The sequence below is a fragment of the Streptomyces sp. NPDC059248 genome, from assembly GCF_042753905.1.
In the GTDB taxonomy this organism is placed as follows: domain Bacteria; phylum Actinomycetota; class Actinomycetes; order Streptomycetales; family Streptomycetaceae; genus Streptomyces.
Genome location: NZ_JBHYZV010000087.1, coordinates 1 through 18,425 on the forward strand (window position 1 = coordinate 1; position 18,425 = coordinate 18,425).

Annotated in this window: 15 protein-coding genes; 8 read left to right on the forward strand and 7 right to left on the reverse strand. The window is 71.6% G+C overall.

Going from position 1 to position 18,425, the window contains the following annotated elements; translation table 11 throughout:
* The first annotated feature begins 119 nt into the window (after positions 1–119).
* Positions 120–1,640 carry a N,N-dimethylformamidase beta subunit family domain-containing protein gene (locus tag ACFXG1_RS28140; RefSeq protein ID WP_384745070.1) on the forward strand — a complete coding sequence of 507 codons (1,521 nt, stop codon included), beginning with the start codon at positions 120–122 and terminating at the stop codon, positions 1,638–1,640.
* Here ACFXG1_RS28140 and ACFXG1_RS28145 read toward each other — a convergent pair.
* Together ACFXG1_RS28145 and ACFXG1_RS28150 are read right to left on the reverse strand one after the other, a co-directional pair.
* Entirely contained in the window at positions 1,534–2,439 is a 906-nt protein-coding gene (locus tag ACFXG1_RS28145) for an HAD family hydrolase (protein ID WP_384745072.1), read from the reverse strand. The genes ACFXG1_RS28140 and ACFXG1_RS28145 overlap by 107 nt on opposite strands.
* Positions 2,440–2,443: 4 nt before the next feature.
* Positions 2,444–3,607, reverse strand: coding sequence for a serine/threonine protein kinase (locus tag ACFXG1_RS28150; protein ID WP_384718988.1), 1,164 nt, complete (start codon positions 3,605–3,607; stop codon positions 2,444–2,446).
* Positions 3,608–4,045: 438 nt separating this feature from the next.
* Between ACFXG1_RS28150 and ACFXG1_RS28155 the strand changes: the two genes are divergently transcribed.
* The 4 genes from ACFXG1_RS28155 to ACFXG1_RS28170 all read left to right on the forward strand — a co-directional run bounded on the left by ACFXG1_RS28155 (position 4,046) and on the right by ACFXG1_RS28170 (position 8,814).
* On the forward strand, positions 4,046–5,347 hold the full coding sequence (locus ACFXG1_RS28155) for an extracellular solute-binding protein (RefSeq protein ID WP_384718986.1): 1,302 nt from the start codon (positions 4,046–4,048) through the stop codon (positions 5,345–5,347).
* 229 nt (positions 5,348–5,576) lie between these two features.
* The gene (locus tag ACFXG1_RS28160; protein WP_384722870.1) at positions 5,577–6,590 is read left to right on the forward strand and encodes a carbohydrate ABC transporter permease; all 1,014 of its coding nucleotides are present in this window, start codon (positions 5,577–5,579) and stop codon (positions 6,588–6,590) included.
* On the forward strand, positions 6,587–7,468 hold the full coding sequence (locus ACFXG1_RS28165; RefSeq protein ID WP_384722867.1) for a carbohydrate ABC transporter permease: 882 nt from the start codon (positions 6,587–6,589) through the stop codon (positions 7,466–7,468). The genes ACFXG1_RS28160 and ACFXG1_RS28165 overlap by 4 nt, the downstream gene beginning before the upstream one ends.
* Positions 7,469–7,716: 248 nt before the next feature.
* Positions 7,717–8,814 carry a radical SAM protein gene (locus ACFXG1_RS28170; RefSeq protein ID WP_384745075.1) on the forward strand — a complete coding sequence of 366 codons (1,098 nt, stop codon included), beginning with the start codon at positions 7,717–7,719 and terminating at the stop codon, positions 8,812–8,814.
* Here the strand turns inward: ACFXG1_RS28170 and ACFXG1_RS28175 are convergent.
* The 3 genes from ACFXG1_RS28175 to ACFXG1_RS28185 are packed head-to-tail and all read right to left on the reverse strand — an operon-like array spanning position 8,796 to position 11,550.
* A complete protein-coding gene (locus ACFXG1_RS28175; protein WP_384745077.1) occupies positions 8,796–9,833 on the reverse strand; it encodes a galactokinase in 1,038 nt (345 codons plus the stop codon). The genes ACFXG1_RS28170 and ACFXG1_RS28175 overlap by 19 nt on opposite strands.
* The gene (locus ACFXG1_RS28180) at positions 9,830–10,372 is read right to left on the reverse strand and encodes an NUDIX domain-containing protein (protein WP_384722772.1); all 543 of its coding nucleotides are present in this window, start codon (positions 10,370–10,372) and stop codon (positions 9,830–9,832) included. The genes ACFXG1_RS28175 and ACFXG1_RS28180 overlap by 4 nt, the downstream gene beginning before the upstream one ends.
* Positions 10,369–11,550: an NAD-dependent epimerase/dehydratase family protein gene (locus tag ACFXG1_RS28185; RefSeq protein WP_384745079.1), complete on the reverse strand. Its 1,182-nt coding sequence runs from the start codon at positions 11,548–11,550 to the stop codon at positions 10,369–10,371. The genes ACFXG1_RS28180 and ACFXG1_RS28185 overlap by 4 nt, the downstream gene beginning before the upstream one ends.
* Positions 11,551–11,838: 288 nt before the next feature.
* On the opposite strand from ACFXG1_RS28185, the gene ACFXG1_RS28190 reads away from it, so the two are divergent.
* Positions 11,839–13,605 (forward strand): hypothetical protein, encoded by a 1,767-nt coding sequence (locus tag ACFXG1_RS28190; protein WP_384745081.1) that lies wholly within the window; start codon positions 11,839–11,841, stop codon positions 13,603–13,605.
* Between the two features lie 194 nt (positions 13,606–13,799).
* Here ACFXG1_RS28190 and ACFXG1_RS28195 read toward each other — a convergent pair whose 3' ends face one another.
* The gene (locus tag ACFXG1_RS28195; RefSeq protein ID WP_384745083.1) at positions 13,800–14,732 is read right to left on the reverse strand and encodes an SCO1860 family LAETG-anchored protein; all 933 of its coding nucleotides are present in this window, start codon (positions 14,730–14,732) and stop codon (positions 13,800–13,802) included.
* Between the two features lie 332 nt (positions 14,733–15,064).
* The gene (locus tag ACFXG1_RS28200) at positions 15,065–16,153 is read right to left on the reverse strand and encodes an amidohydrolase family protein (RefSeq protein WP_384718176.1); all 1,089 of its coding nucleotides are present in this window, start codon (positions 16,151–16,153) and stop codon (positions 15,065–15,067) included.
* A 195-nt stretch (positions 16,154–16,348) separates the two neighbouring features.
* Here ACFXG1_RS28200 and ACFXG1_RS28205 point away from each other — a divergent pair, with 195 nt between their 5' ends.
* Positions 16,349–17,458, forward strand: a complete 1,110-nt coding sequence (locus ACFXG1_RS28205; protein WP_384718968.1) for a pyridoxal-phosphate-dependent aminotransferase family protein — start codon at positions 16,349–16,351, stop codon at positions 17,456–17,458.
* A gap of 374 nt (positions 17,459–17,832) precedes the next feature.
* On the forward strand, positions 17,833–18,372 hold the full coding sequence (ectA, locus tag ACFXG1_RS28210) for a diaminobutyrate acetyltransferase (protein ID WP_384718966.1): 540 nt from the start codon (positions 17,833–17,835) through the stop codon (positions 18,370–18,372).
* Positions 18,373–18,425: the final 53 nt, after the last annotated feature.

Genomic DNA, 18,425 nt, shown 5'->3' on the forward strand with positions numbered 1-18,425 from the left:
CCCTTTCTTTCTGGGGGGTTCTCCTCTTCTCGGGGGGTGTTTTTTTCCACCCCCACTCTTTCATTCCCCGGGGGGCGCGCGCGCCCCCCAACCCCCCCCCCCCCACGGGGAGGGGCACGATGATCGAGGGGTATGCGGGCCGGGAGAGCGTGACGGCGGGCGGGGTGCTGGCGCTCCATGTGTCGACCGACGCCGCCGCGTTCCGGGTCCGGTTCTACCGGCTGGGCCGGGAGCTGGAGTTCCTGGCCGAGTCGGGCCCGTATCCGGGGGTGCTGAAGGAGCCGCCGCCGCATCCCGACGGGGGCGCGGACCTGGCCTCGCCCGCCGTGGACTGGGAGTTCCCGGAGTACCTGATCCCGGTGCCGGCCGGCTGGCGGCCCGGGATCCATCTGGCGCAGTTCGTCGAGGAGCCGGCCGCGGACACGGTTCCCCGGCTGGGCGACGCGGACATCGAGGGGTTCGCGCGGGAGTTCTTCGTGGTGCGGCCCGCGCGGCCGGGGACGTACGGCCGGATCCTGTACAAGAAGTCGACGTTCACCCGGCACGCCTACAACCGGGGCGACAACGAGGTGTCCCGGCGGGACGGGAGCCTGTACGACAACCCGGTGTACGGGACCGGCGGCGACGGGCTGCCCCGGGGGCACCGGCTGAGCATGCGCCGCCCCGGTGGGGTGATCGACCTTGCCTGGTGGGACGCGCCGTTCATCGCCTGGCTGGAACGCTCCGGTTACGCCGTCGAGTACTGCACGGACCTCGATCTGCACCGGGAGCCGGGGCTGCTCGCCCCGTACGACCTGCTGCTGAGCGTCGGTCACGACGAGTACTGGAGCACGGCGATGCGCGACCACACGGACACGTTTCTGCGCGACGGCGGGAATGTGGCCTTCCTCAGCGCCAACACCTGCTGGTGGCGGGTGCATCCGACGGACGACGACACGGGATTCGTCTCCGACACCGACCACCACGTCGACGGGGTCTTCCCCCATCTGCCCGCGACGGACCTGTGGTGGGCGGCGCCGCCGGACGGGGTCGGCCGACCGGAGAACGCCCTGACCGGGGTGAGCTTCCGCAACGCCGGGATGTGGCCGGGCGACTGGCCGGGCGACCGGCCGCGGGTGGGCTACCGGGTCCAGCACGCCGACCACTGGGTCTTCGACGGCACCGGACTGCGGGACGGCTCGGACGGCGGCCCCGCGGACTGTCTGGGCGCCGGAACACCGCTGATCGGGTACGAGTGCGACGGCGCGGCCTTCGCGTACGACGAGCGGGGCGTCGCCCGCGCGACCGGCGCGGACGGCACCCCCGACTCGTTCCTGATCCTCGGCCTGTACGAGCTGGATCCCGTCAACGAGGACGTCACCACCATGAAGTGGGGGCACTGGAACTGCCCCGTCCGGGAGCCGGAGCGGACCGGCCCCCGGGCCGCCACGATGGGCGTTCACACGGTTCCCGGCGGCGGTACCGTCTTCACCGCCGGGACGACCGACTGGCCGGTGGTGTGCGGCCGGGAGGAGGACCCGGGCGTGGTGCGGGTCACCCGGAACGTCCTCGACCGGCTGTCCCGGGACCGGGGGGTTCCACGGACTCCGGAACAGCCCCCGGAAGAGCCCCCGGAGCGGCGCCGGCGACCGATCCGGTAGCCGACCCCGCGAAGGGCCCCGCGGGCCCGGTGGGCCCCGCCCGTTCCACCAGGCCCGGGAGCGCGTCGAGACCGGTGATCCTGGCGGCGCCCGCCGGGAGCGGCGGGGCGTCGCCCTCCACCGCCCGGTCGGGGCGGTGGAGGTGCACGGCCCGCATGCCCTGGGCCAGCGGTCCGACGACGTCCGGCTCCCACATGTCGCCGACGAAGAGGGTCCGGCCGGGCGGCGTACCGCAGGCGTCGAGCGCGGCCCGGTAGATCAGCGGGTTCGGTTTCCGTGCCCCGGCGCGGGCCGATGCGACGAAGGCGTCGACCACCTGGCCGAGTCCCGTGTCGGCGACGGCCCGGTCCAGATCCCAGTACCAGTTGGAGCAGATCACGATCCGCACCCCCCGCTCGCGCAGGGCGGCGAGCGGGGCCACGGCGTCGGGATAGCGCTCCAGGGTCAGGGTCTTGGTGGCCGTGTCCAGTTCGGCGGCCACCTCCGCCGCCAGCTCGGCGGGGACCCCCCGGTCGAGGGCCCGCCGCCGCAGCCGGTCCACCTCCCACGCCCGGTACGCCGACTCGGACCGGGAGTGCTCCCGGTGGTCCTCGCCGTCCCCCGGGCCCGTCGACCACTGGTCGCCCCAGCGGTCGGCGGCCTCGTGGAGACCCCGGCGGCGCAGCACCGAGTCATGGCTGGGCGGCAGGGGCGGCACCAGGCGGACGAGCGTGCCGTAGAAGTCGAGGACGACCGCTTCCACCGGGCCGCCGGGATCGCCGGCGCCGGTCCGGAACGGCTCCGTCCGCGCGGTGTCCATGGCGTCAGTACCGCCCGTGCCGGCGGGGGAAGTAGTCCTCGCAGCCGCCCTCGCGCTCCAGGTCGACGGTGGCGCAGTGCAGTCCGCCGCCGAACGGTCCCACGGCCCGGAAGGGCACCGGCACGATCTCGAAGCCGTACCCCGAGAGCTGCTCCGACAGCGCCACTTCCTTCTCCTCGATGCAGAGCGTGTTCGCGTCGAGGTTGAGCATGTTCCCGGCCAGCCAGGGCGAGCAGAAGGAGAGCTTCGGCGCGTGCTCCCAGCTCGCGGGCTGCACCGCCTCGATGATCTCCCAGTCGTTGAGCTTGAAGAAGTCCATCAGCTCCGGGTCGGCGAGCCGCTCGCCGCAGTGCAGGACCAGACCGGGCCGGAGCGGCACCCAGGTGGCGTCGATGTGCAGCGGATGGGTGTTGGTGGAGGTGACGTCGTGCACCCGGTGGTCCGGGAAGTGGCGCTTCAGCCAGTCGAAGCCGCTGCGGTTGGTCACGAAGGAGAGCTGGACGAAGAGGTCCTTGCCGAAGCGGGCGACATCGGCGGCGTCGAAGAGGGGCTCCTCCTCGGTGAGCACCAGGTCGTACTCGCGGACCTTGGCGAGCTGGACCTCGGTCGGCAGCTCGTTGTAGGTGTCCCAGAAGTCGGTGCGGTAGCTGGCGTCGGTGAGCCGGGGCTTGGGAGCGGCCTCCCAGCGCATCCGGGGGTCGGCCTTGAACAGGTCCTGAAGGAGGGGCCGGTAGGCGAGGTACTCGTACCAGCGGCTGCGGTACGACATGGTGGCTTCCAGCACCTCGTTGCCGACCGTCAGCAGCAGATCGCGCGGCGGCATGCAGCCGGACATGGTCTCCTGCGTCCAGTCCGGCGTGGAGACGGTCTGGTTGAAGTCGACGGGTGTCGGCCGGTCGACCCGGATACCGCGCCCGGTCAGCATGGCGGCGAAGTTGTCGAGCTGCTCGTTGGCCTCGGCGGTCATGTCCTCGGGCATGGGGCCGTACGTCCCGAGGGGGAAGCCGTCCTCGGGGAAGTCGCGGCGCACCGCCGGTTCGGGTGCCTGGACGACCGCCGCGTCGGCTCTGCCGACGATGACATGACGCAACGGGTCCCAGCCGTTCCACGCGTTGATCCGAACGGGACGGGTACGGGATTCGCCGGTCGTCGTGCCGTGCTCAGTCACGGGTGTACACCCTTCGATTGGTGGAGCGGAGAGTCGACGCGGCGTGTGGGACGACGCACGCGGAAAGACGGGGTACGTGACGTCTTCGGACGTACCCGGCAGTCGTGAGACGGCCGTGAGACGGCCGTGAGATGGTCGCGGAAGATCGCAGGGGATCATGAGAAAAATGAGCCAGCGGACACGCCATCGTCAAGGCACCCCCGCCGGGCATCCCCTCATTCACGCCAAATAGACACCCCTCCGCGACCGGATCCCGTGCGGACTTCCCGCCGTTCCCCTTAGTGCCAAAGGGCCGGGCAACGCAGGAACATTTCAAAAAGCGGTGACCCAGCCTGGCCAAAAAGCGCTCCCCGGGTAGTTCGGCGCACTTTGGTGGGTAGATAGGAGCCCGGTTCGGCCACGATCTCCAATGCGCGAAACCTCGAAAGGGGGACCGTCATGCGACGGCCTCGATCCCGTACCGCCGTCCGTACCTCCGGCGCACTCCTGCTCGCCCTCGCCGTCACTGCCTGCGACTCGGGCGGATCCAGTGGTTCCGGGGGCGGCGGCGACTCCGGCGAGCTGACGGTCTGGCTCACCATCGACGCCCGGGAGAGCTGGCCGGATCTCATCACCGCCACGAACAAGCGGTTTGCCGAGCGATATCCGGACGCCCGGGTCAAGGTCCAATACCAGCAGTGGACCAGCAAGAACCAGAAGATCGACGCCGCTTTCGCCGGGAACGATGTACCAGACGTAGTGGAGATGGGCAACAGTGAAGTCACCAACTACATCATCAATGGCGCATTCATCCCCGTTGACGAGCGGGAATACGATCATTCCAAGGACTGGCTGCCTGCCCTCGCCGACGCCTGTCGGAACGAGGGGAAGATCTACTGTGTGCCCTACTACGCGGGCGCGCGGGTGGGCATCTACCGTACGGATCTCCTGAAACAGATCGGTGTCACGAAAGCGCCGGCGACCTATCCGGAGTTACTGACGGTTCTGGACAAGTTGAAGGCCGAGTTCAACACCAAGGACAAGAACTTCTCGACGTTCCACATGCCGGGACGCTACTGGTTCGCGGCGATGGCCTTCGTGAAGGACGCCGGGGGCGAGATGGCCGTCCAGGAGGACGGCCGCTGGCGGGGCGCGCTCTCCGATCCGCGGTCGGTCGAGGGCCTCAAGGTGTGGAAGAAGCTGCTCGACGACTACTACGTCGGCGACCGGTCGAAGGACAACAGCGACGAGCCGGGCGTCGTCGGCCAGGGCAAGACGGGCATGTTCTACGGGAACACCTGGGAGGCCAACGCGGCGGCCGACCCGCGCGCGGGCGGCAACCCGGCCGTGAAGGGCAAGTTCGACACCTTCGCCTTCCCCGGCCCCTCGGGGAAGCTGCTGCCGCCCTTCCTCGGCGGCTCCATGCTCGCCGTTCCGGCCAAGTCCCGTAAGCAGGACATGGCCCAGGAGTGGATCAAGCTCTTCACCGACCGGCAGTCGCAGCGTGTGCTGATCAAGGCGGAGACCCTGCCCAACAACACGGTCCAGCTGAAGGAGGTCCCCGCCGACGGGATCAACGGCCCCGCCGCGCTGGCCGCGACCCGGGGCTGGGTCACCCCGCTCGCCCCCGGCTGGACGGCCGTGGAGAAGTCCAACGTCCTCCCGGAGATGCTCCAGGCCATCGCGACGGACAAGAAGTCGGTCGAGCAGGCGACCCGGGACGCGGACCGCGCGATCGACGCGGTGATCAACAAGAACTGACGCATACGCCCCCGGCACCGCCCCTTCCCCGCCCCGGACGGGTCCGCGCCGCGCCGCCCGCATCTTCCCCGTCGGCCCCACCGGTCCCGCGCGCGCTCCCCCGCCGCGCGGCCGGTGGGGGCGCGCGCGGCGCGGCGCGCCGGACCCGGGCCGTCCGGCGGACCGGAAGGACCGGGGCCGGGGGGTATCCCGCAGCCGCCGCGCCCCGACCACGGAGGAGACCCCCCGCATGGCGACCGCCGACCCAACCCGCCCCGCCCGGGCCCCGTTACGACCGGCCCCGGTCCGGGCCCGACCGGCCGGACGGCGCCCCACCGCCCCCGGGGCCGGCGCCCCGGGCCGGGCCCGGACCCTGCGCCGCCGCGCGGTGCCGTACATCCTCATCGCGCCGGCCGTGCTGGCACTCGCCGGGGTGCTGGGCTACCCCCTGATCGAACTGCTCCTGCTGTCGTTCCAGGACATGACCCGGCGCGAGCTGTTCGCCGGTACCCAGCCGCCCTGGGTGGGGTTCGAGCAGTACCGAACGGTCCTCTCGGACCGCTTCTTCTGGACCGTCGTCGGCCGGACGACCCTGTTCACCCTGGTCTGCACAGTGGCGACGATGGGCGTCGCGATGCTGATGGCGCTGCTGCTGCGCCGGGTGTCGCCCTGGGTACGGCTGGCGACGGGCGCCGTCCTGGTCGCGGTGTGGGCGATGCCGGTGATGGTCGCCGCGGCCGTCTTCCGCTGGCTGGTGGATCCCGAGTTCGGGGTGGCCAACTATCTGCTGGGGCTGCTGCCCGGGGTCTCCTTCGAGCGGCACAACTGGTTCGAGGACCCCTGGCAGGGATTCGCCGTCATCGCCGCCGTGGTGATCTGGGGATCGCTGCCGTTCGCGACGATCACCCTCCAGGCCGCGCTCACCCAGGTACCGCCGGAGCTGGAGGAGGCCGCGCGGTGCGACGGCGCCGAGGGCACCCGGGTCTTCCGGCATGTCGTCTTCCCGGTGATCCGGCCCGCGTTCGTCATGGTCACATCGCTCACCGCGATCTGGACCTTCGGCGTCTTCAACCAGATCTGGCTGATGCGCAACGGCACCCCGGAGAAGGAGTACTACCTGCTCGGTGTGCACTCCTTCATCGAGTCGTTCGCCGTCAACCGCTACAGCGTGGGCGCGGCGATCGCGGTGATCACCGTACTGCTGCTGCTCGTCGGCGCCGTGGTCTACGTACGCCAGCTGGTGAGAATGGGAGAGACCGAGTGAGCACCGACCGCAGCGCCCGCACCTCCACCGCCCCGCGCGCCCCGCTCCGCCGGTCCCGCCCCCGCCGCTCCCGGCGCGCGAACGCGCTGGCCCTCCTCTTCTGCGCCGTGATGGCGTTCCCCGTCTACTGGATGCTGCTGACGGCGCTGCGGCCCGCCTGGGAGATCCGCCGCAACCCGCCGCGGCTGTGGCCGAGCGGGCTGACGCTGGAGCACTTCCGGCGGGCCGTGGAGTCGGACACGTTCTGGTCCAGCGTCCGGGCCAGCGCCCTGGTCGGCGTCGGGACCGTACTGATCTCCCTGGTCATCGGGGTACTGGCGGCGTACGCGGTGGCCCGCTTCGTCTTCCTGGGGCGCCGGGTCTTCGTCCTGGCCATCCTCTGTGTCCAGATGATCCCGCTCGCCGGTCTGATCATCCCGCTGTATCTGCTGCTCAGCGACGCCGGACTGACGGACAGTCTGACCGGGGTCGTCCTGACGTACCTGGTGTTCATGCTGCCGTTCACGATCTGGCTGCTGCGCGGCTTCGTGGTCGCCGTCCCCGCCGAGCTGGAGGAGGCGGCCATGGTCGACGGGTGTACCAGGGCCGGGGCCTTCCGGCGGGTACTGCTGCCGCTGCTCGCCCCCGGCCTGGTCGCGACCTCCGTCTACTCCCTGGTCCAGGCGTGGAACGAGTACGTCCTCGCCTATGTGCTGCTCTCCAGCGACGACAAGCAGACCGTCTCCATCTGGCTGGTGTCGTTCCAGACCACGTTCGGCACGGACTACGGCGCGCTGATGGCGGGCGCCACGCTGACGGCCCTGCCCGTCGTCGTCTTCTTCATGATCGTGCAGCGGCGGGTGGCGAACGGACTGGCGGCGGGTGCCGTCAAGGGATGACCGCCCGCGGACCGCCCGAGCTCCGGCCCCGCGCCCGAGCTCCGCCCACCACCACCCGTTCCGCCCCAGACCACCCGTTCCGCCCCCGAACCGCCGCCGCCGACCGCGGCTCCCCACCGCGGTCACGTGTCACCGGCGTCGACGACGACACCGGTGACGTACCCCCACGTCCTTCCCCCGGTACCAGCGCCGGTCCGGACGTCCGCCCAAGGGCGGCCGGGCCGGCTCCGACCAGCAGGAGAACTACCGTGACGTCCGACCGTCTTGACCTGGTGTCCAAGCTCTACCAGCCGTCCGGCTGGCCGCGGGTGCTCGAAGCGGCCAGCGGCCAACGCTCCACCGGTCCCCTGGTGGTGGACCTCGACCCGACCACCTTCTGCGATCTGGCCTGCCCCGAGTGCATCAGCGGCAAGCTCCTCAACCAGGGCCGCTTCACCCCCGAACGGCTCGCGGAACTCGCCCAGGAACTGGTGTCGATGGCCGTCCGCGGCGTCGTCCTCATCGGCGGCGGCGAGCCGCTGGCCCACCGCGGCACCCGTCAGGTGCTGCGGACCCTCGGCGAGGCGGGTATCGCCATCGGTGTCGTCACCAACGGCACCATGATCCAGCAGAACCTCGACGAACTGGCCCGCTACGCCTCCTGGGTCCGGGTGTCGATGGACTCCGGATCAGCCGACACATACGGCGTCTTCCGCCCGGACCGAAAAGGGCGAAGCATGTTCGACAAGGTGATCGCCAATATGCGGCTGCTGGCCGCGGAGAAGGAGGGTGCCCTCGGCTACTCGTTCCTCATCATGACCCGGCTGCAGCCCGACGGCACGGTGGTGAGCAACCACCACGAGGTGCTGCAGGCGGCCCGGCTGGCGAAGGACATCGGCTGCGACTACTTCGAGTCCAAGGCCATGTTCGACGACGGCCACCACGTCATCCAGCTCCCGGAGGAGATACTCGCCTCCGTCGAGGAGCAACTGCGCCAGGCGCGGCTGCTGGCCGACGACGGTTTCGAGGTCATCGACTCCTCGACCCTGACATCCCTGCGGAACCGGGTCGGCGCCGTCCAGCCGAAGGACTACCACAGCTGCCCGGTGGCGGAGCTGCGGACGCTGATCACCCCGTCGGGGGTGTACATCTGCTCCTACCACCGGGGCAACCCGCTGGCGAAGATCGGTGACGCGGTCACCGAACCGCTGCCGGACATCTGGAAGACGGCGGACCGCGGGATCGTCGATCCCAGCCGGGACTGCCGTTTCCACTGCGCGCGTCACCGCTCCAACCTCGAACTCCAGAAGATCGGGGCCGGAGCGGCGACGGAGGAACCGGTCGAGGACTACGACCCGTTCATCTGATCCGCGGCCAGTCCGTCCGACGCCCGGGTGGGAATCACCCGGGCGTCGGGGTGTGCGGTACGGAGCGCGTCGCGCAGCGCCGCCGCGATCTCGGTGGTCTCGTCGGCACGGCACACACCCACCAGGGCGCCGCCGCCGCCCGCGCCGCTGAGCTTGAACGGCAGACCCGTGACGGCGAGCGCCACCGCGCGCAGCTCCTCCAGTACCGGGGTGGACATCCTCTGCTGGTCGCGCATGGTGACATGGGCCCGGTCCATGGCGTCGGCGAGCCCGCCGAGGTCTTCGGCGGCGATCGCGGACCAGGCGGCGGCGGAGGCCGCGTCGGCCTCCTTCAAATAGCTCGCCAGGGCGGGGTCGCCGTCCCTGAGCTGGGCGCGGACGATCCGGATGTGGTCGCCGGTGTCCTTGCGCTGCGCCGAGTCGAGGACCAGGACGGTCCAGCCGGCCGGGAAGCGGGTCCGTTCCAGGACGGCGGGGAGCCCGGTGCTCCGGCCGCCGATGAGCAGCGCGCCGCCCTCGACGACCGCGAGGTGGTCCATCCCGCCGCCGTTGAAGTGGGCGAACTCGAACTCGTAGGCCCATCGCGCGAGCAGGGCCACCGGGACGGTGTCCGGTGCGGGGACACAGGCGTCGGTGTACGCCCGGAAGAGGCCGACGATCAGGGCGGTCGAGGAGGAGAGCCCGCTGGCGGCGGGCGCGTCGCTGCGCACGGCGACCGCGGGCGGACGCGGGGGGAGGCCGGTGATCCGCTCCCGGAGGAACTCCCAGACCTGGCCGGACCAGTCGCCGGAGGGCGCCGGGGGCGGCCCGGGGACGGTGGTGACCTCGGTGGACAGGTCGAGTGCGACGCTGACGCTCCGGCCGCCGAGCCAGTCGAGGTCCTCGCCCGACAGACAGGCCCGGCAGGGGACGGTCGCGCGCACCCCGTACCGTAAGGCGCCGTCGGCGGTGATACCGGCGTCGGGCGTACCGGGCGTATCGGGCGAGGTCTCCGCCGGGGGGTGGACGGGGCCGGTCACCGGGCCTGGAACTTTCCGGTCTCGCCGAACGCCCGGTACATCTCCAGGACGGCCGCGGTGGCCCGGTACAGCGGCTCGGGCGCCTCGTCGGGGTGGTGCCAGGCGGTACGGACCACCTCGTCCCGCCCCGGGTTCAGCTCGCCGCTCCAGGTACGGGCGGTGAAGAGCAGGGCGAAGGAGTGCATCACATCCCCGTTGGGGTAAGTGAGGGTGTGCAGCGCCGGGTCGGAGAGGGAGCCGAAGGGCACCAGGTCCTCCCGGCGTACCAGCAGTCCGGTCTCCTCCTTGAGTTCGCGGACCGCGGTGTCGGTGAAGTCGCCGCCCTCCTCGCAGGCCCCGGCCGGGATCTCCCAGAGACCGTTGTCGGCGCGCTGCTGGAACAGCACCCGGCCGTCCGGGTCGGTGAGCAGGACCTGGGCGCCGGGTACGAGCAGCAGTCTGCTGCCCACCGACTGTCTCAACTGCCAGACGTACGAGCCGATGTAACCCACCTCTGCCGTTCCTTTCCTGGTGGCGACGGCGGTGGCCGCCGCGATCACACCTGCTCCGTCAGCCAGGCGGGCACCGCGTCCGGCGTGCTGTTCAGCCAGCGGACGTACCGGTCGACACCCTCGCGCACGGTGATGCCCGGGGTCCAGCTCATCAGCTCGCGCAGCCGGTCGGTGGCGGCGTAGCCGCCCATGGGGTCGTCGGCGGGGCGGGGGGTGGTGACGAACCGCGCGTCCGCGTAGTGCGGGGCGATCAGTTCGGCGACGTCGCGGACGGAGGTGGGGATGCCGGAGCCCACGTTCACGGTCTCGCCGACCACCCCGTCCTCGACCAGGGCGAGGGCGGTGGCGGCGGCGATGTCGTCGACATGGACCAGGTCGCGGACCTGGAGGCCACCGCCGTTGAGCCGCATCGGCAGTCCGGCGCGGGCGTGCATGGCGAGCCAGGCCACCATCCAGGAGTGGCTGCCCGGCTTGGGGGTCTGCGGATCGCCGTAGACGGAGAAGTACCGCAGGATGGCGTAGTCGGTCCCGGTGCCGGCGAGCAGCAGCCGGGTCTGGTGCTCGCCCCACAGCTTGGAGTTGGCGTAGACCGACAGCGGGTGGGGTGTCTGGTCCTCGGCGAACCGCTGGGGTTCCGCGGGTCCGGTGGCGGGGGCGGTCCCGTTGCCGTAGACGGCGGCCGACGAGACGAAGACCAGTCGGCGCACCCGGGCCGCGACGGCCTCCTCCAGTACGGTCTCGGTGCCGGCGACATTGGCCTCGAAGGCGATGTCGGGGCGGCGGGTGCAGGCGGCGACGTCCGCGAAGGCCGCGGCGTGCACCAGCAGATCCGCCCCGTCGAGCACCCGGCGGACGGCGTCCCGGTCGCGGACGTCGCCGACGACCAGTTCGGCGCCCTGCCGCCGGGTGCCGAACATCTCGTGGACGGCGTCCGGGTAGGCGTCCATCCGGTCGAGGACGGTGACCTCCGCCTCGGCGCTCCGCAGCAGCCGGGTGAGCCGGCTGCCGACCAGGCCGCCGCCGCCGGTGACCACGATCCGGGCGCCGCGGAGCTTCTCCAGCCGGGTGGTGACCGAATTCCCGGCCGCCGTTTCCTGCGCGGTGTTCTCCGCGTTCTCCGCGCCCGCTGCCGCCGTTTTCTCGGGTGCCCCGCCCGTTACTCCGCCGTTCACATTCCGCGGGACCGTCCCGTCGTTGCGTTCCGTCACATCGTTCGTGCCCGGCATGCAGACTCCTCATGGCGATACGCAGGTGGTGAATCGTGTACAGGGACAGCATGACGATCTTCAACGGCCGGAACCAGGGCGCCTTTTTGGCACTCTTGCGGCCCGGGAAAGCGGCACCGTACTGTCCGGATCCGTATGTGTCCCCCGGGGATTACCTCACCGCTATTCGGCCAGTACGGCGAGAAATCGCGGGAAACGAAGCGCGACAGGAGTGCGGCACGGGTGGGGCACGAGTGGGGAACGGATGCGAAGCGGGTGCGGAGTGAGAGCGGAAGTACGGAGGTTCCGGTGACGTCCTATCGTCTGAGCGGTGCGGTGATGACCCATCCGAAGCGGCTCGCGGCGGCCGAACAATTGGCCGGTTCCGCTCCCCCGGGGGCGCTGCGGGTCGTCATGGACCCCGACCCCGGGGGGCGGCCATCGGTCCTGCGGACGGCGATCGCGGCCTGGTCGGCGATCGAGGACGACGCCACCCACCACCTGGTGATCCAGGACGACTTGCGGCTGTCGGACACGTTCTTCGAGCGGGCCCGGGCGGCCGTGGCGGCGATGCCGAACGCGGCCCTGGCGCTGTTCGCGCTGTGGGATTCCCGCAACGGCGCGGCGGTACGTTTCGGGGCGCTGGCCGGGGCGCGCTGGGTGGCCACGGTCAATGAGTACTTTCCGTGTGTGGCGACCGTGCTGCCGCGGGACGTGGCGGCCGGGTTCGTGGATTACGGCAGGGCCCGGCTCGACGCCTGGCCGGACGACATCCTGATGTACCGCTATCTCCGCGACAGCGGGGTCCCCGGCTATGCCGCGGTGCCCAGCCTGGTGGAGCACGAGGACGAGGGCAGCCTTTCCGGCAACGCCTTCAGAGGACCACGCCGTTCCGTTTGCTTTCTCCCCGAGGACCGGCCGGGCGACGAGAGTGTCCGGTTGTCGGGACTGCGTGTCGCGCCGTTCTTCAAGAACGGGATCGCGCAGTGTGCCGTACGAGCGGAAGCGCCCGGCCCCGAACGGTGGCTGCATCTTGAATGCGAGTCATTTCTGGAGGGCTCGGGATTTCGGGGAGAAAGACTGGATTCGGCCATGCTGGGATTGACCGAAGTCGCCGACCGGGAGGCGGTCCGGGGCACCTGGCTCACCGCGTTCACCCTCGGTTTCGTCCACCGGCGCGACGGCCGGGGCGGCGATCTCGATCCGGCGCGCGATCCGGTGCTGGCCGAGGCACTGGCGACGATCGGTCCCGGCGGGATCAGCCATCGCAGGTCGGACGCGGAGATCGCGGAGGTACGGGAGGGGCTGGCGGAGGTCGCGGGGGCGGGCCTCGCGGCCGGGCTGGCCGCCGGGGAGCGCCGCCCGTCCCGCCGGTCGGCCCCGGGCGGCGCTCCGGAAGCCCCGGCGGTGGGTCTGCTGGGCGGGGCGAGTCCGTTGGGCGAGCACATCGCCCGGGGTCTGATGGACAAGGGGTTCACGGTCACCCCGGCCGGGCCCGGCGGGGAGGGGCCGTACCGGGGTCTTGACGCGCTGATCGATCTGCGTCCGCTGTACGGCGGTGAGCTCGCCCCCGCGGGTGTCGTGCTCCAGTCGCTGGACCGGGCCACGGGTACGGTCCGCGGCACGCACACCCTGTATACGGGCGATCTGTACGGTCCGGGCTGTCCTCGCGACTCGGTGATCGGCCGGCTGGTCTGGGACGCGTTGCGCTATCAGCCGCTGGTGGTGCCCGATTCACCGGAGGGCGGGCCGCGGCCGTTGCGTCCCCTGCACACGGCCGATCTGGTCGACGCGCTGGCGCACGCGGTGTCCGCTCCCCCGGCGGAGCACGCCGTACTGCTGCCCACGGGTGAACCGGTGGGGATACGGGAGTTGGCCGAGCTGGTCCGCGAGGGGGTCCGGCCGGTACCGCTGGAGACGGTTCCGGCCCTGCCGCGCCGGGGCACCGGACGGCCGGGGCCCGTACCGGCCTGCCCTCGGCTCGCGGGGTGGAAACCGGTCCGGGAGCTACGGCAGGGACTGCACGCCTTCGCGCAGTGGCTGGCGTACGAGGGCATCCGCAACGCGCCGGTGTGACATCGAGAAAAGGGTCTCGGCACCAGCGGGGTCACCCGGTACCGGGACCCGGGCGACCGCCCCGGCGCCGGATGTGCGGCCCGGTGCGGGGACGGTCGCGGTCCGGCCCCGGGGGACAGGGGGCCGGCACCCCGTACCGGGCACGGGACCCGGCAGGGGCGGTTCGGGAGGCGTGGATTACGGGCCGCCGGACCTCAGGCGCGGTTGCGGGCCCGCTTGCGGGTCATCACCAGGGCGCCGCCGCCGACTCCGAGCAGCACGGCCGCGCCGCCCGCCAGATAGAGGGTGGTGGCGCTGCCGCCGGTCTCGGCGAGGTTCGGCTCGTCGCCCGTCTGGGTCTCGACATCGGGCTTCGGCTCGCCCTTCGGGTCCTCCTTCTTCGGCTCCTCCGGCTTGACCGCCGCCTTCTTCGGCGTCTCGCAGGTGGCCTTCACCAGGGTGACGGCGCCGTCCACTTCCGCGACGTTCAGCTTCAGCGGGTTGACGCTCACCTTCAGTTCGAGGGCGGTGGCGGCGGCGGTCCGAGAGGTGGTCTCGGTCCGCGACAGATCGAGCGTGACCTCGCCGACGCCCGGCACGGTGACCTTCGTACGGCCCGCGGCGCCCAGGGTCACCTTCTGGCCGAGGATCCGTACGGTGCCCAGCAGGTTCGACGTCGCGACGGGCTTCTCGCCGACGGCGCACCGGGCCTCGGACGTGACCTGTTCGACCTCGACAAGGGAGAGCAGAGGCAGTCCGGGGATATGCACCCTGGCGCGGGCGAGGTTCGCGTAGCCCACGGCCGCGTCGCGGTCGGCGGTGGCGCGGGCGGTGGCGACATCCGCCCGGAGCATGGAGAAGGGCTTGCCCTGGTCGACCCCGTCCAGCCGGACGGACAGCGCGGTCTCGTCGGCGCTCGCGGGCGCCGACACCTCGTTCAGCGACGCGCGCAGCGGTACCTGAACGGTCTTGTTGAGCAGGGACACGTCGAGCCCGGCGCGGAGGACGACCGCACCCGCCCGGCCCTTCGCGTCGCCTCCCGTGGCGTGCGCGGGACCGGCCAGCGCGACGGGGGCCGCGACGAGGGCGACGGCTGCCGTGACGGCGGCGCAGCGGCGAGCGGGCATGCGAAAGGTAGTGCTGTTCACGATGGTGGAACCCCCACAGGAGAACGACGTCGCCCACCGGACCGCGGGGACACGCGGCCGACGGCGATCGGGACGCCCTCATCTTTACGCACTGAGAGTGAACCGACGGACACCCGGCGTCAGTTCACCCCAAAGAGGGGTTTCCGTGAGTACGTTCGATCCGTGGCGGCACAGGCGTTCCCCGGAGCCCCTCGCGTGGCGGGCGCGAGCCCGCTCGGGGGCGGTTACGGGGCGCGCGGACCGCGGTACGGGAAGAAGGGTTCAACGACCGGGGCCGCCGGATGTCACGGGCGGTCAACCCGGCGGCCCGGCGGCCCGGCCCGATCGGAACCTCAGCCGACGATACGGCCGTTGAGCACCACGCGCCGGGGCGCGGCCAGTGCGCGGACGTCGGCGCGCGGGTCGTCGCCGTACACCACCAGGTCGGCGGGGGCGCCCTCGTCGAGCGCCGGGCGGCCGAGCCAGGCCCGTGCGCCCCAGGTGGTCGCGGAGAGCGCGGCGAGCGGCGGGATCCCCGCCCTGACCAGTTCGGCGACCTCGGCGGCGACCAGTCCGTGGGCGAGCGATCCGCCGGCGTCGGTGCCGACGAAGACCGGGATGCCCGCGTCGTAGGCGGACCGCACGGTGTCGTACCGCCGGGCGTGGAGCCGTCGCATATGGCCGGACCAGCGGGGGAACTTGGCCTCGCCGCCGTCGGCCAGCGCCGGGAAGGTGGCGATATTGACCAGGGTCGGCACGATGGCGACCCCGCGTTCGGCGAAGAGCGGGATGGTGTCGTCGGTGAGCCCGGTGGCGTGTTCGACGCAGTCGATGCCCGCCTCGACGAGATCGCGCAGGGAGTCCTCGGCGAAGCAGTGCGCGGTGACCCGGGCGCCCAGCCGGTGGGCCTCGGCGATGGCCGCCTCGACGGCGTCGCGCGGCCAGCAGGCGGTCAGATCACCGGCGTCGCGGTCGATCCAGTCGCCGACCAGTTTCACCCAGCCGTCGCCGCGCCGGGCCTCCCGGGCGACGTACTCGACCAGGTCGCCGGGTTCGATCTCATGGGCGTAGTTGCGGATGTAGCGGCGGGTGCGGGCGATGTGCCGCCCGGCGCGGATGATCTTCGGCAGATCCTCGCGGTCGTCGATCCAGCGGGTGTCGGCCGCCGAACCGGCGTCCCGGATCAGCAGGGTGCCCGCGTCCCGGTCGGCCAGCGCCTGCTTCTCACTGGTGATGTCGTCCACGGCGCCGTGCGCGTCGAGACCGACATGGCAGTGCGCGTCGACCAGGCCCGGCAGCGCCCAGCCGGTCACGGTCGCCGTCGGCGCGGCGGCCGGCCGGTGGTAGGTGACGCGCCCGCCGACGACCCACAACTCGTCCCGGACGTCCTCCGGACCGACGAGCACCCGCCCCTTCACATGCAGCACCGTGTGATCGCTCATATCGGCACTGTACGAGGGTCCCGGCGGGCGCCACGAGGGCACCCGGGCACGGGCCGGGCGAGGCCGAACCGGGCCGGGCCGTGCCGTGCCGAACGGGCCCGAGGCGGCGGGCGGCCGGGACCGTGCCTGGGTACCCTCGTCCGAGCGGCCGGAACACCCCGGCCTGAACCGAACTGTCCGAAGAAGGCATCCACCGTGACACATCCGTTTCTGGACCTCCCCCCGCTGACCGCCGCCCGGTTCGCGGCCATCGAACGGCGGGTCGCCGCCCTCCTCGGCACCGAGCAGGACGTGGTGATCACCCAGGGCGAGGCGCTGCTGCCGCTGGAGGGCTGTATCCGCTCCGGCGCCCGGCCGGGTTCCACGGCGCTGAACGTGGTCACGGGTCCGTACGGCCAGACCTTCGGCGACTGGCTGCGCGACTGCGGGGCGAAGGTCGTCGATCTGGAGGTGCCCTTCCATACGGCGGTCACCGCCGAGCAGGTCGAACGCGCCCTGGCGGAGCACCCGGAGATCGACTTCGTCTCCCTGGTGCACGCCGAGGCCGCGACCGGCAACACCAACCCGGTGACGGAGATCGGGGAGGTCGTCCGGGCGCACGGCGCGCTGTTCATGCTGGACGCGGTGGCGTCGGTGGCGGCCGAGCCGCTGCTGCCGGACGCCTGGGGCGTCGATCTGTGCGTGATCGGGGCGCAGAAGGCGATGGGCGGCCCGGCGGGGGTTTCGGCGGTGTCGGTGAGCGGGCGGGCCTGGGAGCGGTTCGCGGCGAACCCGGCCGCGCCCCGGCGGTCGTATCTCTCGCTCCTCGACTGGAAGGAGCGGTGGATCGACGGCGGGCGCCGGGCGCTGCTGCACGCGCCCGCCCAGCTGGAGATGCTGGCGCTGGAGGCGTGTGTCGAGCGGATCGAGAAGGACGGTCTCGACACGGTCGTGAGCCGCCACACCCGGGCGGCGGCGGCGACCAGGGCGGGCGCGGCGGTGCTCGGCGGCGGTGTCGAGCCGTATGTGTACGAGGCGCGGGACGCGGCGCCGGTGGCGACGACGCTGCGGACGACGGGAGGCGTGGACGCGGCCGGTCTCGTCGCGGCCGCACTGGCGGTCGACCCGTCGCTGCCGCTGGTCGCGGGCGGTGGGGCGCTGGCCGGGGAGATGATCCGCGTCAACCACTACGGCGCGGACGCGACCCTGGACGCGGTCCTGTCGTCGCTGTCGGCCGTGGGCGCGGCGCTGGCCGCTTCGGGTACGGCGCCGGAGCCGGTCGACCAGACGGCGGCGCGGCGCGCGGCGCTGGCCGCCTGGGGATAGCCGCCCGGGGACGATACCGGGCGATACGGAAATCCTTCCGTCGAGCACCACCGGCGGTACCGGAAAACAATTCCACAGCACGACAAAGCAAACGGGAAGCTTATTCCATCGCATTTAATGATGGCAGCTTCCCGTTTTCTTCTGCCCGGGTTCCGGGGCCCTAAACGCTAAAGTTTCGACAGGGTGAATCCGGCATCCGGCCGTGTGACCGACTCCACAATGGCGGCATTTCGCGGCTTATATGCCGTACAAACAGGGGCATATCTCTCCATGGGTCGAGGCGAGCTCGCGCCCGCGCGATAACACATCATCGTCATTCACCCAACCCGTCCCGACCATGCATTCATTGAATGCGATGGGTAAGTTGAATCGACATGAACGCCGCGCAGGACAACCTGGTACGAGCCGATTCCCGCCGTGAATTCACTGTCATCGAGACCCCTGTGGTCGAGGACGGAGCCGCGATCTGGCGTATCGCCCGCGACTCCGAGGTACTGGACCTCAACTCCTCGTACAGCTATCTGCTGTGGTGTCGCGACTTCGCCGCCACATCGCTGGTCGCCAGGGGATCCGCCGGGGAGCCCATCGCCTTCGTCACCGGTTACGCCCGCCCGGACCGGCCCGAGACGCTGGTGGTCTGGCAGATCGCCGTGGACCGGGAGCACCGGGGGCGCGGACTCGCGGGCGCCCTGCTGGACGCACTGACCGCCCGGGTGACCACCGGCCTCGGGATCCGCTCCCTGGAGACCACCGTCACCCCCGGCAATACCGCGTCCGACCGGCTGTTCACCGCCTACGCCGAGCGCCACGGCGCCCGGCTGGAGCGGACGGTCCTCTTCGACGGCGGACTGTTCCCGGACGGGGCGGAGCACGAACCGGAAGTGCTGTACCGCATCGGGCCCCTCACCGGCTGACCCCTCCGCCACCGCCACCGGCACCGGCACCGGCACCGGCACCGGCACCCGTA

Bases quoted from the DNA above. Each gene is read 5' to 3' on its own strand.
- ACFXG1_RS28140 (WP_384745070.1), top strand. From the start codon at position 120: ATGATCGAGGGGTATGCGGGCCGGGAGAGCGTGACGGCGGGCGGGGTG.
- ACFXG1_RS28145 (WP_384745072.1), bottom strand. From the start codon at position 2,439: ATGGACACCGCGCGGACGGAGCCGTTCCGGACCGGCGCCGGCGATCCC.
- ACFXG1_RS28155 (WP_384718986.1), top strand. From the start codon at position 4,046: ATGCGACGGCCTCGATCCCGTACCGCCGTCCGTACCTCCGGCGCACTC.
- ACFXG1_RS28160 (WP_384722870.1), top strand. From the start codon at position 5,577: ATGGCGACCGCCGACCCAACCCGCCCCGCCCGGGCCCCGTTACGACCG.
- ACFXG1_RS28185 (WP_384745079.1), bottom strand. From the start codon at position 11,550: ATGCCGGGCACGAACGATGTGACGGAACGCAACGACGGGACGGTCCCG.
- ACFXG1_RS28200 (WP_384718176.1), bottom strand. From the start codon at position 16,153: ATGAGCGATCACACGGTGCTGCATGTGAAGGGGCGGGTGCTCGTCGGT.
- ectA (WP_384718966.1), top strand. From the start codon at position 17,833: ATGAACGCCGCGCAGGACAACCTGGTACGAGCCGATTCCCGCCGTGAA.